The sequence below is a fragment of the Duganella sp. CF458 genome, from assembly GCF_900113115.1.
GTDB lineage: Bacteria > Pseudomonadota > Gammaproteobacteria > Burkholderiales > Burkholderiaceae_D > Rugamonas.
Window position 1 is genome coordinate 16,774 of record NZ_FOOF01000018.1, and the last position, 13,763, is coordinate 30,536.

Annotated in this window: 11 protein-coding genes; 7 read left to right on the top strand and 4 right to left on the bottom strand. The window is 62.9% G+C overall.

The features are described 5' to 3' along the window. Positions 1–11: 11 nt before the first annotated feature. Positions 12–2,930: a TonB-dependent receptor gene (locus BM269_RS23925; RefSeq protein WP_090443531.1), complete on the bottom strand. Its 2,919-nt coding sequence runs from the start codon at positions 2,928–2,930 to the stop codon at positions 12–14. Positions 2,931–3,229: 299 nt separating this feature from the next. Here BM269_RS23925 and BM269_RS23930 point away from each other — a divergent pair, with 299 nt between their 5' ends. From BM269_RS23930 to BM269_RS23945, 4 genes are read left to right on the top strand one after another with little or no spacing between them, the layout of a single operon-like run. Then, positions 3,230–4,672: a family 16 glycosylhydrolase gene (locus BM269_RS23930; RefSeq protein WP_090443243.1), complete on the top strand. Its 1,443-nt coding sequence runs from the start codon at positions 3,230–3,232 to the stop codon at positions 4,670–4,672. Positions 4,673–4,717: 45 nt separating this feature from the next. Next, positions 4,718–5,176 (top strand): hypothetical protein, encoded by a 459-nt coding sequence (locus BM269_RS23935; RefSeq protein WP_090443246.1) that lies wholly within the window; start codon positions 4,718–4,720, stop codon positions 5,174–5,176. Further along, a complete protein-coding gene (locus tag BM269_RS23940; protein ID WP_090443249.1) occupies positions 5,176–6,582 on the top strand; it encodes a DUF2868 domain-containing protein in 1,407 nt (468 codons plus the stop codon). The genes BM269_RS23935 and BM269_RS23940 overlap by 1 nt, the downstream gene beginning before the upstream one ends. Then, positions 6,579–8,072, top strand: coding sequence for a DUF3482 domain-containing protein (locus BM269_RS23945; protein ID WP_090443252.1), 1,494 nt, complete (start codon positions 6,579–6,581; stop codon positions 8,070–8,072). Before BM269_RS23940 ends, BM269_RS23945 begins: the two co-directional genes overlap by 4 nt. Here the strand turns inward: BM269_RS23945 and BM269_RS23950 are convergent. Continuing rightward, a complete protein-coding gene (locus BM269_RS23950) occupies positions 8,024–8,752 on the bottom strand; it encodes an SDR family oxidoreductase (RefSeq protein ID WP_090443255.1) in 729 nt (242 codons plus the stop codon). The two genes, BM269_RS23945 and BM269_RS23950, sit on opposite strands and share 49 nt — an antisense overlap. A 100-nt stretch (positions 8,753–8,852) precedes the next feature. On the opposite strand from BM269_RS23950, the gene BM269_RS23955 reads away from it, so the two are divergent. Both BM269_RS23955 and BM269_RS23960 read left to right on the top strand, forming a co-directional pair. Next, complete coding sequence (locus tag BM269_RS23955) at positions 8,853–9,776, top strand: LysR family transcriptional regulator (RefSeq protein WP_090443257.1); 924 nt, start codon at positions 8,853–8,855, stop codon at positions 9,774–9,776. Positions 9,777–9,827: 51 nt separating this feature from the next. Further along, on the top strand, positions 9,828–10,751 hold the full coding sequence (locus BM269_RS23960) for an exopolyphosphatase (RefSeq protein WP_090443260.1): 924 nt from the start codon (positions 9,828–9,830) through the stop codon (positions 10,749–10,751). 64 nt (positions 10,752–10,815) lie between these two features. Here BM269_RS23960 and BM269_RS23965 read toward each other — a convergent pair whose 3' ends face one another. Then, positions 10,816–12,075, bottom strand: a complete 1,260-nt coding sequence (locus tag BM269_RS23965; RefSeq protein ID WP_090443263.1) for a nitronate monooxygenase — start codon at positions 12,073–12,075, stop codon at positions 10,816–10,818. A gap of 13 nt (positions 12,076–12,088) precedes the next feature. Beyond that, the gene (locus BM269_RS23970) at positions 12,089–12,574 is read right to left on the bottom strand and encodes a YajQ family cyclic di-GMP-binding protein (RefSeq protein ID WP_090443266.1); all 486 of its coding nucleotides are present in this window, start codon (positions 12,572–12,574) and stop codon (positions 12,089–12,091) included. Positions 12,575–12,708: 134 nt separating this feature from the next. Between BM269_RS23970 and murB the strand changes: the two genes are divergently transcribed. Continuing rightward, on the top strand, positions 12,709–13,734 hold the full coding sequence (gene murB / locus BM269_RS23975) for a UDP-N-acetylmuramate dehydrogenase (RefSeq protein ID WP_090443269.1): 1,026 nt from the start codon (positions 12,709–12,711) through the stop codon (positions 13,732–13,734). Positions 13,735–13,763: the final 29 nt, after the last annotated feature.

Consider the following 13,763-nt stretch of genomic DNA (forward strand, 5'->3'; position numbering starts at 1 on the left):
GCGGCAAGTCATCAGAACTTGTAGCGCGCACCGAGCATGTAGCGCGGCCTGGATTGCGTCACGAAGAGCGCCATCGATTCAGCGCGGCCGTGGACGCGCTGGATTTCGTTGGTCACGTTGATCGCTTCAAACTGCACGCTGAGCTTCTCATTGAATGCATAGCCGACGCTCAGGTCCAGTTGGCCGTAGGCCTCCGTATAGTTCGGGTTAGGACCCGCGCCGTCGAAGGTCGAGGACAGGAACTTGTCACGCCAATTGTAGGCCGCGCGAATCGACCAGTTCTTGTCCTCGTAAATACCCACCAGATTGGCGGAGTTGCTCAGCCCGACCAGCGCGAACTGTTCGCCGACCTTGAAGTTGTCGTACTTCAGGCCCGAATCCACCCAGGTGTAGTTGGCCGACAGCCCGAAACCGGAATTGCCGAACATATGCTGTACGTTGATCTCTGCGCCCTTCAGCTTCTCGTTCTTCTGGTTGGCGAAAGAGTTGATCTCGAACGACATCACCGGATCGTTCGGCTGGCCGACGATGGTGCCGGTGGCATTGCCGCTCGCATCGTCAGGGCCGCGCGTCACGCCCGGAGCGGTCGGGTGATTGCGGAAGATGTAGTTGCGGATGCAGACACGGTCGGCGCCGCAATTGCCCTGCTGGACAGCCTCGTTCCAGAGTGCGCCGCCAGCCGGCGTGTGCAGGTTGAACGGGGTCGCGGTGATCTTGGACTGGCCGGCGTAGTTGCTCAGATCCTTGTGGAACAGGCCGACCGAGGCGAAGCTTTGCTGGCCGTAATACCATTCCCACGACAGGTCCAGGTTTTTCGACTTGACCGGCTTCAATTGCGGGTTGCCCTGGCTGCCTGTGCCGCCGAAATCGCGCGCCAGGCGGTCCAGTGTGGTGCCGCCCTGGATCTGGTCATAACGCGGCCGGCCGATGGTTTCGCCGTAGCTGGCGCGCAGCTTCATGTCCGAGCGGATATCGGCATCCCAATCCACGCTAGGCAGCCAATGGTTGTATTTGCCATTGAGCGTCGTGAAAGTCGGCGCCCCGAAGCTGAGCGGGAATTCGTTGGCCGATACCCAGCTGACCCCTGTCGCGGCAGGCACCAGGGCGGTCGACATGACGTCGGTCTTCTCGTAACGCACGCCGATATTGGTATGCATCGGGATCGCAGTATCCCAGTCGGTCCCGAATTGGACGTAGGCGCTCTTGGATTTTTCCTGGGTGCGCTGGTCGGTGTCGAAGGTACTCTTCGGCATGTACATATCCGGCAGGCCGGTCACCTTGGCGGTCAGGGCGCGCAACTCGGCGAAGTTAAAGGTGTAGAACTGGTTGAACAGGGCTGGATTGCCGCTGCCATTGATCTTGTCGTAGTACTGGCGCAGCGACTCCCGATGGAACAGGCTGGCCGGATAGTCGGATGCCGTCGACGCGCCGCCCCAGGAATCGCGCTGCTGGGTCGACATGGCGGAGCGGTTTTTCACTTCGATCGCGCCCACGCCGAAGTTCAGGTTGGACGCTTCCAGCAGCTTCAGGCTGCCCTTGAACTGGGCTTGTTCGATCTCGCCCTTCATATAGCCGTTCTGGAACACGGAGCCGGTCACTTGCTGCGGGGCCCGGGTGAAGTCCGCGCCCTGGATGCTCAGTACCGGGAAATCGTCGCGGAAGTCGACCGTGGTGTCGCCGCGGCTGAAGCTTGCGGTGCCGATCACGTTGCTGGAGCCGAATGGGCTGTCGGCCTTGGATTCGGCGCTGGATTTATGCACGTCCAGTTCCAGTTTCAAACCGTCGGTTTTCCAGGCGGCGTTGAAGCCGAGCGATTGGTTCTGGGTCTTGGTGGCGAAATCGGCGCCGCCCATGGCGATGTCGCTGTTGGCCGCCGGCAGCAGTTCGGTGTACACCAGCGGAGCGGCGACCGGACCGTTGCTCCAGGTCGAATTGGACGCGCCGAAGTTGAACCAGGCCGACAGGTCCTGGCGGCGGGTCTGGATCTTGTTCTCGGAGTAGGTGTAGTCCAGCGTGGTGGTGAGTTCTTTCACCGGCGCCCACTGCAACGTCAATTGGCCATTGGTGCGCTGGCGCTGCACGCCGTTCATGTTGTAGTTCAGGTTCTGCGGCAGCGAATAAATGTCGCCGTCTTTCGGACGGTTGGTGGCGCCGGCTTGCGGAAGCGGTCCCGCGTTGCCCAGGAATGGACCGCGCCAGCCGTTCGCCACGGAAGCCTGGTTGAAGCCCAGGTTGCGCTCCTGGTAGCTGGCGCTCAGCGCCACGCCGAAGCGGTTGTCGTCAAAGGTATTGCTGTAGATGCCTGAGACTTCCGGCGTGGTCGCGCTGCCTTGCTTCACGTCGCCAGGAAGGTTGTTGTGGGATGTATCGTGCACCGCCTTGACGCCGACGCTGGCCATCATGCCGGGGCGGTCCAGCGGACGCGCCGTCATCACATTGACGGTGGCGCCGATGCCGCCGGTCGGGGTTTCGGCGCGGCCGGTCTTGTAGACCTGGATCTGCGAAATCGCTTCGGACGCCAGGTTGGCGAAGTCGAAGGCGCGGCCATTCAGGTCGCCCAGGTTGGAGGTCGGCATCTGGCGGCCATTCAGCAGCACCAGGTTGAAGTCGGGGCCGACGCCGCGCACGGTGATTTTGGAACCTTCGCCGATGGAGCGGTCGATCGACACGCCGCTGATGCGCTGCAGCGACTCGGCGAGGTTAGTGTCGGGGAATTTGCCGATGTCGGCAGCCACGATGCCATCCACAATGCCGTCGGCATTGCGTTTCAGGTTCATCGAGGAACCCAGGCTGGCGCGCAGGCCGGTAACCACCACGGTGGTTACCTCGCCGCTGTTGGACGGGGCGGGCGCCACGCCTGCCTGGTCCGATTCCTGCGCCTGGGCCGGTGCGATGAGCGCCGCGCAGGCGGTGGCTACTGCAAGGCTCATCAATGTCTGCTTCGCCTTTGGATAGTGCATTTGGTCTCCTTGGTTCTTATAGTCTGGCCGCCTCCCCCAACCAGCATGGAAACGTTTCCATGTCATGCTTAAAAATACTAGGGGCAGCAAAATCGATTGTCAATAAAATACGCCGGGAATCGGCAGGAAGTGTGGGGTTTCCGTCATCAAACTGGAAACGTTTCCATTCTGGTCAGCGCAATATAGCACCGTTCAAATTTCGAAGTCAACAGCTTTTCCGTGCTATATTCGCAACGAAAATGGGAACGTTTCCATGTCAGGGATAAACGATGTTGAAAACGATTTTTGTCATCTTGCTGGGGCTGCAAAGCGCGCAAGCAGTGGAAACGTGGCCACATGGGGCACGCGCAGCGGTCAGCCTGGCTTACGACGATGCGCTCGATTCGCAGCTCGATCATGCGCTGCCGGCACTGCAGCGCCATGGCCTGAAAGCCACGTTCTACCTGGCACTGGCAAACGCACCGGTGCGCCGGCGCTTGGCCGAGTGGCGCGCGGCAGCGCAACGCGGGCACGAGCTTGGCAACCATACCTTGTTCCACCAGTGCTCGGCCAGTACTCCAGGCCACGCCTGGGTCGAAGCGCATCGCAACCTCGATACCACCAGCGTCGCGCAGATGCTGGACCAGGTGCGGCTGGCCAATACGCTGCTGCAGGCAATCGACGGCAAGCGCGAACGCACGTTCAACGCTCCGTGCTTCGAACAGCAAGCGGCGGGCCAGTCTTACTGGCCAGCGATCCGCGATGAATTCGTGGCGTTGCGCACGGCAGGCATTGCACCGGTCGGCTTGACCGGCGCCCAGCTCATCGCACTGGTGAAGGAGCAGGGCGCGCAAGGCGGCGTGGTGAACCTGGTGTTTCATGGCGTCGGCGGCGACTATCTTGCCGTCAGCGATGAAGCGCATGACGAACTGCTGTGTTTCCTGGCCGCGCATCGCGACCAGTACTGGACCGACACTTACCTGAACATCGTGCGCCACCAGCGCGGGGCCAAACCAGGCTGGGTGCTCGATTGGGCCGACGAGTTCGACGGCGACGCCCTCGATACGCGCAAGTGGGTCGCGGAGCTGGCCGGCCATGGTTACGGCAATAACGAGATGCAGTTTTACACGGCCAGAAAAGAAAATTTGCGCGTGGAGGGAGGCAAGCTGGTCATCGAGGCACGCAAAGAGTCATACCAGGGCAAGCAATACACTTCGGCGCGCCTGAAGACTGCCGGCCTGATGGAGCGCCAATATGGGCGCTTCGAAGCGCGCATCAAAGTGCCGCGCGGACAGGGTATCTGGCCGGCGTTCTGGATGCTGGGGGGCGATATCGACAAGGCGGGCTGGCCGCGCAGCGGCGAGATCGACATCATGGAAAACATCGGCAAGGAACCCGGCATCGTCCATGGCACGCTGCATGGCCCGGGCTACTCCGGCGAGAAGGGCTTCGGCGCGCCATCGCAGCTGCCGCACGGGCAGCGCTATGCAGACGGCTTCCACGTGTTTGCGGTGGAATGGGAGCCGGGCGAAATCCGCTGGTACCGCGATGGCCAGCATTACCACACCGCGCAGCCGCAAATGGTGAACGGTGAATGGGTATTCGAGCATCCCTTCTTCGTGCTGCTTAACCTGGCCGTGGGCGGCTATTGGCCCGGCTATCCCGATGCAGATACGCTATTCCCGCAAGTGATGCTGGTTGACTACGTTCGGGTATATCGCAAGGAGGACTGATGGTACACTCAATGCATGAATGCAATCATTCTTGCTGCGGCCTTAATGGCCACTCCCGCCACGCCGGAGCAGGCGGTGGCCGCGCTGTGGCGCTCACTGAGTCACGACGCCGGCCAGCCCGGCGATGAAGCGGCGCTGCGCGCCATCCTCCACCCCGACGCCATGGTCTACGGCGCCCGTTACAGCAACGGCGCTGCCGCGCTGTCGGTCGCGCGAGGCGCCGATTTCGCCGCCGGCATCGGGCGTGTCGACGAAAAGGGCTTCCATGAGTGCGAAGTGGCGCGCGAGGTGCGCCAGTACGACCGTTTTGCCACCGTCTACAGCGTCGTCGAGTCGCGCAATGATCGCAGTGCACCGAAAGCGAATTTCACGGGAGTAAACAGCATCCAGCTGTTCCGCGCGGACGACGGCTGGCGCATTATCGGCCTGTACTACCAGGTCGAACGGCCTGGCCAGCCCATCCCGCTACAGGGCGGCAAGGCGGGCGCCTGCCTGGAGGGATGATGAACGAGAAGACTGCCCGCGCCATCATGCTGGTCAAGGCGATCGAAGAAGCCGACCAGCACAAGGAAGTGCTGACCGGCGATGACCGCCAGTTCGCCAGCCGCACCGCGCGCGAACTGGCGCACTGGCAGGCGGCCGAGCAGCGTTCGGCATCCACGCTGCCGGATTTTCTTTACCATCGCGCCGAACAACTGCTCAAGCGCCTGGCTGCGCGCCACAAGATGTTCGGCTCCGTCACGCGAGGGCATAGCGGCATGTGGGGGGCCAGCTTGCTGCTGCCGCTGGCGGCGCTGCTGGCTGGCGGCATGGCCGAGCGCTTTGGCGACCCGCATCGCGTCGACCTGCTGTCCATGCCGCTGCTGGGGATCATCGCCTGGAATATGCTGGCCTACCTGCTGCTGGTGCTGTGGGCCCTGCTGCCCGCGCGCCGGGCCGGATTGCGGCGCGGCCTGGCCAACCGCATGGCGCTGGGCAGCGGGCATGTTCCGCGCCGGCTGCCGCATGCGCTGGCGGGCGGGGTACTGCAATTCATGCTGGACTGGGCCCGCCTGGGCGCACCCCTGAACCTGGCCCGCATTGCGCGCATCCTGCACTGGTCGGCCGCGGCGTTTGCCATCGGCGCCATACTGTCGCTGTATGCCCGCGGCATTGTCGAACGCTATGCAGCAGGCTGGGAAAGCACCTTCCTCGACCCATGGCAGGTTTATCGCCTGCTGTCGCTGCTGTTCGCGCCCGCGGAGCGGATATTCGGCCTGGAAGGCTTCACCGCTGACGAGGTGATGGGTTTGCAGAACTGGGGCGACGCACGTCACGGCAACGGCGCGCGCTGGGTGAACCTGTACGCCGCCAGCCTGCTGCTGTACGTGGTCCTGCCGCGCCTGGTACTGGGCGCCATGGCTGCCGCACGCGCGCTCTGGCTGCGGCGCCGCTTCCCGCTCGACCTGGACCAGCCTTACTTCCACCAGCTTGGCGTGTCGGCGGGCGGCGAGCCGGGCCTGCTGCGCGTGCTGCCTTACAGCCTGACCGTGGACGAGGCCCGCAGCAAGGGCCTGGACACGGTGGCGCAGGAAATGCTGGGAGAGCAAGCCCGCGTGCGCCTGCTGCCGCCTGCGGCCTACGGCAGCGAAGCGCCGGCCCTGGAGGCGGGCGAGGGGGTGACGAACGCTGTCCTGTTCGGCCTTGCCGCCACGCCCGAGCAGGAAAACCATGGCGTCTTCCTGGCTGCACTGGGCAAGGGACGCAAGCTGGTCGCGCTGCTCGACCAGTCCGCGCTGGCCGCGCGCATGGATGGCAGCCGCTTGAGTGAGCGCATCGAATTATGGCGTGAGTTCTGCATCCTGCATGGCGCCGAACCCAAGGTGGTCGATTTGCTGGCCCCTGCGGAAGTCAGCGGAAACGCAGCATGACGGGCGCACCGGTCACCATCCAGCTTGCGCTGGTTTCCCACACCAATAACGGCAAGACCACGCTGGCCCGTACCCTGCTGGGCACCGATGTGGGACAGGTGCGCGACGCCGCCCACGTCACCACGTTGGCCGAATCGCATGCGCTGATGACGACCCAAGGCGGCGACCGCCTGATGTTGTGGGATACGCCGGGCTTCGGCGATTCCCTGCGCCTGATGAAGCGCCTGGCGCTGACCGGCAACCCGATCGGCTGGTTCCTGCGCGAAGTGGTGGACCGCTACCGTGACCGCCCGTTCTGGCTTAGCCAGCAGGCCGTGCGCACCGCGCGCGACGAAGCCGATGTGGTGCTGTACCTGGTCAATTCGACCGAGAACCCGGGCGATGCCGGTTATATTCCGGCTGAAATGCGCATCCTCGACTGGCTGGGCAAGCCGGTACTGGTATTGCTGAACCAGATGGGACCGCCACGCCCGCTGCCCGTAGAACAGGCCGAACTGCTGCGCTGGAAGGACGTCATGCTGCAATTCGGCCAGGTGCGCGAGGTGCTGCCGCTGGATGCCTTCGCCCGTTGCTGGGTGCATGAGCGCGTGTTTTACGATGCGCTCGGCGCCCTGGTCGGACCGGAAAAGCAGCAAGGCTACGAGCGCCTGTTCTCGGTTTGGGAAGACACCAATGCGCGCCGCTTCAAGCAGTCGATGGCGGTGATGGCGCACCAGTTGGCGGATGCCGCGCACGACAAGCAGATCGTGGAAACGGTGGAGCGCGGCATGATCGCATCGGCGCTGAAGATCATCGGCATCGGCAAGGGCGAGGACCGCAAGCGCCAGGACCGCGCCATGAACACGCTGGTGGCGCGGCTCAACCTGGCCATCGGCCAGGCGACGGTCAACCTGCTGGCACTGCACAAGCTCGACCCGAGCGAGGCGCCCAAGATCAATGCCCGTGTCAGCAACAACTTCGTGGTGCTGGCGCCGGTGGACAAGGGACAGGCAGCATTGCTGGGGGCCATCGTTTCGGGCGCGGCCACCGGCTTCTCGGCCGACCTGGCCGCCGGCGGCCTGACGCTGGGCACCGGCGCATTGCTGGGCGGCGTGATCGGCGCGCTGACTTTTGCCGGCGCGGCCTGGGGCTTCAATGTCGGCATGGAGCGTGAAGTGCCGACCATGTCGCTTTCAGACGATTTCCTACGCACCCTGCTGGTGTCCAGCGTGCTGCGTTATCTCGCCGTGGCGCACTTTGGCCGCGGGCGCGGCAACTTCGTTGAAAGCGAGGCGCCGCCGTTCTGGCAGGAAGAGGTGGAGCAGGCGGTGCTACTGCATGAGGCGCAAATGAAGGCGCTGTGGCAAACCCTGCGCGAGCAGGAAGAGCGCGACCTGGCGCCGGCCAGCGCCGTGCTCACCGCAATCACGGCGCACGTGCTGGCGCGGCTTTACCCGGAAGGTCAGGCAGCGAATCCGCCGTCGATATTGAGGCCGGCACCGGTCACGTAAGCTGCCTCCTCGCTGGCCAGGTAGGCCACCATTGCGGCTATTTCCTCGCCGCGCGCGTGGCGCCTGATCGCCATCAAATCGTGCAGCGATTTGGCGAAGTCACCCTGTGCCGGATTCATGTCGGTATCGACCGGGCCAGGCTGCACGTTGTTGACAGTGATGCCGCGCGGGCCCAGGTCGCGCGCCAGGCCTTGCACCAGGCCGGTCAGCGCCGATTTGCTCATCGCATAAATCGAACCGCCAGCGAAGGGCATGCGTTCAGCGTTGGTGCTGCCGATATTGATCACGCGTCCGCCTTCCTTCATGTGCGCCACTGCCGCCTGCGTCGCTGCGAACACGCCGCGCACATTGACGGCGATGGTGTGGTCGAAATCGTCCAGCGTCAGTTCGGACACGTCGCCCAGGTGCAGCACGCCGGCGTTGTTGACGAGGATATCGAGGCGGCCGAAGCGCTTGGCGATATCGTCGATGGCAGCGCGGGTGGCGGCGGCGTCGGTGGCGTCGACTTTCAGCGCGAGGGCCTTGCCGCCGGCAGCGCCGATTTCGCTGGCCAGCGCGTCGGCGGCGGCGCCCGAGTTTTGGTAGGTGAAGGCGACGGTGGCGCCGTCGTTGGCCAGGCGGCGCACGATGGCGGCGCCGATGCCGCGGGAACCACCGGTGACGAATGCGATCTTGCTCATGATTTGCTCCTGATTGGGTTGGGATGGAGCTAGTATGGCCGCGACATTGCATGTCGACTAGCTGGTAATATCGAGTATCACTTTCAACTAAATATATTAAATGGAGCCACTGAACCTGCTCGAATCCTTCCTGCAGAGCGCCGAATGCGCCGGCTTTTCCGGGGCCGCGCGCCGCCTGGGCTTGACCCCGGCGGCGGTCAGCAAGAACGTGGCGCGCCTGGAGGCAAGGCTTGGCGTGCGCCTGTTCCAGCGCAGCACGCGCCGGCTTGCGCTGACCGAGGCCGGTGAACGTTTGCTGCAGCAGGTGCGCGCTCCGCTGGCCGAACTGCAGGGCGCCATCGCCGGCGCCGCGCAGGATGCAGGCGAGCCGGCCGGCACCCTCAAGGTGGCGGTGGCCCACGGGGTGGGACGCATGTACATCCTGCCGCTGTTGACAGGCTTCCTGCAGCGTTATCCGGGCGTGCAGCACGACTGGCGATTCGACAACCGCACGGTGGACCTGATCGGGGAGGGCTACGACGTCGCCATCGGCGGCGGCATCGAGCTGGCGCCGGGTGTGGTGGCGCGCGAGCTGGGGCGGCCGCGCATCCTGGTCACGGCGGCGCCGTCCTACCTTGCTGGGCGCAAGCTGCCGCGCCATCCGTCCGAGCTGGCGGGCTGGCAGGGCATTGCGCGCCGCTCGGCCGAAACCGGGCGCCTGCGCGAATACCTGCTGCGCAATGCCGGCGGCGAGGAGGCGGTGGCCGAATTCCGGGCGGTTGCCACCTTCGATGATCCGGAGGCGATGGCGCAGGCGGCCTGCCTGGGCCTGGGTGTGGCCCTGTTGCCCGGCCCCCATGCGGCGCCGCTGCTGGAGTCGGGCCAACTGGTGCGGCTGCTGCCCGACTGGCATGCGGAGGTGGGCGCGCTCTCCATCTACTACTCCAGCAAGAAACTGTTGCCGGCCAAGACGCGCGCTTTCGTCGAGTATGTGATTGGTCAAATGCGCGCGGACGACTTTGCGGGGCGGCTCGACAGGCTTTGAAAGATCACGGTAATATTGGCTTCCAATTCATCAGCGATAGGGGTGCCTTCCATGAAGTTCCGCCTTGTTACCCGCAGTGATTTTGATGGCCTGGTGTGCGCGGTGCTGCTCAAGCACCTGGACCTGATCGACGAGATCCTGTTCGTGCACCCCAAGGATATGCAGGATGGGAAAATCGCGATCACCAGCCGCGACATCACCACCAACCTCCCTTACGTATCGGGCGCCCATCTCGCGTTCGACCACCACCTGTCCGAAACCATCCGCAATACGGGCGACCGGCAGAACCACGTCATCGACCCCAGTGCACCTTCGGCAGCGCGCGTGGTGTATGACTATTACGGCGGCGGCAACAAATTCCCGTCGGCCTGGAACGACATGATGCTGGCGGTGGACAAGGGCGACTCGGCGCAATTCAACCGCGACGAGATCCTGGACCCGCAAGGCTGGGACTTGCTGAACTTCCTGATGGATGCGCGCACGGGCCTGGGGCGCTTCCGCGATTTCCGCATATCGAACTACAACCTGATGATGGACCTGATCGACTACTGCCGCTCGCATTCGATCGGCGAGATCATGGCGCTGCCGGATGTGAAGGAGCGCAGCGACCTGTATTTCGACCACGCCGAGAAGTGCAAGGAGCAGATCCGCCGCTGCTCAAGCGTGCATCAGAACCTGGTGGTGCTGGACCTGCGCAATGAAGAGACGATTTTTGCGGGTAACCGCTTTGTCATTTATGCACTGTATCCTGAGCAGAATATCTCGATCCACGTGCTGTGGGGGCTGAAGAACCAGAATACGGTGTTCGCCACCGGGAAATCGATCTTGAACCGGACCTCGAAGACCAATATCGGGGCGCTGATGCTGGAGTACGGCGGGGGCGGGCATGAGAATGCCGGGACGTGCCAGGTCGAGAACGAAATGGCGGAGGATGTGCTGGGCGCCTTGATCGTGCGCATCAACAAGGAAGGCTGATTCGCTGAAAAAAAAGGGACGTACCCCAAAAAAAGCGGGTACGTCCCCATTTTTTTCCAGCGAATTAGAAGTCTTGTTCAGGTAAAGCTATAGAATTATCGGTCGAGAACTGGTAGTCCTTGAACACATGTTCCGCAGTCAGGATCTGGTAGGAGCCATCCGGCTTCTTGAAAGAAGTGTCCTTCAGGCGGTAGGTGTAGTGGCCGCAAGTCCAGCAGTTGAAGTTGCGCATATGGGTGCACAGGCAGGTTTTGTCCATCACCTTGATGCCCTTGTCGCTGCCGCCGTTGGCCACCACTTCGCGGTTGTACGAATTGATGTAGGCGCAGTTGCCGGTTGCATCGAGCAGGTAGCCATAGGATTCGCAGCCGGGACGGATGCCCGCGCCGATCGCAGGGGTGCTCTTCAGCATGCGCATCGGATAGCCGGTCGGCGACACGCCGTTGACGATGATGTCTTCTTCGCTGGCCTTGAAGTATTCCTGTTTCACGTCTTCCGGCAGGCCGCATTCCTTGGTCACGGTAAAGCGGGTCGCCACCTGCACGCCGGCCGCACCCATTTCCAGGAAGGACACCGCATCGCTGCCGGTGAAGACGCCGCCTGCGGCGATCACTGGAACGTCCAGGTTTTCCGCCTTCATGTAGTCCAGGATCTCCTGCACGATCTGGTGCAGGTCGAATTCCTTCCAGTCTTCCAGGCCAAAGCCCAGGTGGCCGCCGGCCAGCGGACCTTCCACGATCACGTAGTCGGGCAGGCGGTTCAGCTTCTGGTTCTTGCGCAGGAAGATCTGCAGCGCACGCACGGAGGACACGATGATGCCCAGCTTCGCTTCGCGGAAGCGCGGGTGGTCTGCCATCAAGGCGAAGGAACCGAAGTGCAGGCCGGCCGACAGGGTGATGCCGTCGATGCCCGCGTCCAGCGCCGCGTTCAGGCGGGTGCGCAAGGTTTCCTTGGGGCCGTTCATGGTCAGCTTTTCCATGCAGTTCACGAAGATCAGGCCGGGGCCTTCCTTGCGCTGCATGGTGTCGCCGATATGGCGGCGCTGTGCTTCGGCCAGGCGTCCCAGGTCGAACTGCACCTCGGACTTGTCCATATTATTGATGTTGTGCTTGTACAGGCGGGTCTTGTCCTTGACGAAGGTGGTGTCGAACTTGCGGTCCGAAACATCCTCCACCATCGCATCGGAAATATGGCCGATGCCGCCAAGGCGCGCTGCTTCCAGCGCCAGTTCGGTCGTGGAAATATCCACGCCCATCCCGCCGATCATGATTGGCACATACTCTTCGTCGCCAAACTTGAGGCGGAAATCGTCAACACGTTTCATTACAGTCCTTCGATCAATCGCGGAAATTGTTGAATTCCAGTGGCGTGTCCGGCACGTCCTTGCGCAGCAGCTGCATCGCAGCCTGCAGGTCGTCGCGCTTGGCACCGCTCACACGTACCGACTCGCCCTGGATGCTGGCCTGGACCTTCATCTTGCTTTCCTTGATTACCTTGGTGATTTTCTTGGCGGTCTCGGTATCGAGACCATTCTTCACCTTGATGACCTGCTTGACTTTGTCCCCACCAATCTTCTCTACCTTGCCTTCGTCGAGGAAGCGCACGTCGACCTTGCGTTTGGCCAGCTTGTTGGTCAGCACATCGCGTACCTGGCTCAGCTGGAACTCCGAATCGGCGAATGCCGTCAGGTCGTTTTCTTTTTGTTCTACGCGCGCATCGCTGCCTTTGAAGTCGAAGCGGGTCGAGATTTCCTTGTTGCTTTGATCGACGGCGTTGCGCACTTCGATCATGTCCGCTTCGGATACTACGTCAAACGATGGCATATTCTTTCCTTTACAATGAAGCAACCGCCCATAGGGCGGATTCAAAAGAAGCGACATTTTAACGGACAAACAAGCGAACGCTCGGTCGTTTTTGTCACAATTGCACTATAATCGAGCAAAAACTTGATCTGCCCATGCCTTTCCCCGATTTTCTCCAGCACGACTACCCACTGAAGCATTTAAATACGTTCAGTATTGATGTACGCGCCAAACATTACCTGCGCGTGACATCGGTGGAGCTGTTGCGCAGCGCGTTAGCCGATCCGCAACTGGCCGCCATGCCGCGCCTGGTGCTGGGCGGCGGCAGCAACCTGCTGCTGACGCGCGATTTCCCCGGCCTGGTGCTGCACATTGCGCTGGAAGGCCGCGAGATCCTGGCCGGCACGCCGACGCACCACCACGTCCGCGCTGCAGCCGGCGAAACCTGGCACAACTTCGTGCAATGGACGCTGGCGCAAGGCGTTGGCGGGCTGGAAAACCTGTCGCTGATCCCGGGTACGGTGGGCGCTGCTCCGATCCAGAATATTGGGGCGTACGGGGCGGAAACCAAGGATTATTTCCTGTCGCTGGAGGCGTTTGATCCGGCCAGCGGCGAAGTGCGGGAAATGGACGGCGCCGCATGCCGCTTCGCCTACCGCGACAGCATCTTCAAGCACGAAGGCCGCGAGCTGATCATCCTGGACGTGAGCTTTGCGCTGCCGCGCGCCTGGCAGCCCAACCTGCGTTATGCCGAACTGGCCAACGCAGTGGCGGAGCAAGGCCTGGCCGCGCCAACCCCGCAGCAAGTAGCCGACACCGTGATCGCCATCCGCCGCCGCAAGCTGCCGGATCCGGCGCACATCGGCAATGCCGGCAGTTTCTTCAAGAATCCCGTGGTCAGCGCCGAACATTGCGCCCGGTTGCTGGAGCAGTTCCCGGCCCTGGTGCACCACCGCCAGGCGGACGGCAGCGAAAAGCTGGCAGCGGGCTGGCTGATCGACCAATGCGGCTGGAAAGGAAAGTCGCTGGGCGCAGCCGGCGTGTACCCGAAACAGGCCCTGGTGCTGGTGAATAACGGCGGTGCCACCGGTGCCGAAGTCCAGGCCCTGGCCGCCGCCATCCAGGCCGACGTCGCCGCGCGCTACGGCGTAGCCCTCGAACCCGAGCCAGTCTTCATTTGAAAGTCGGGGTCAGCTCTGGCAACAGGACA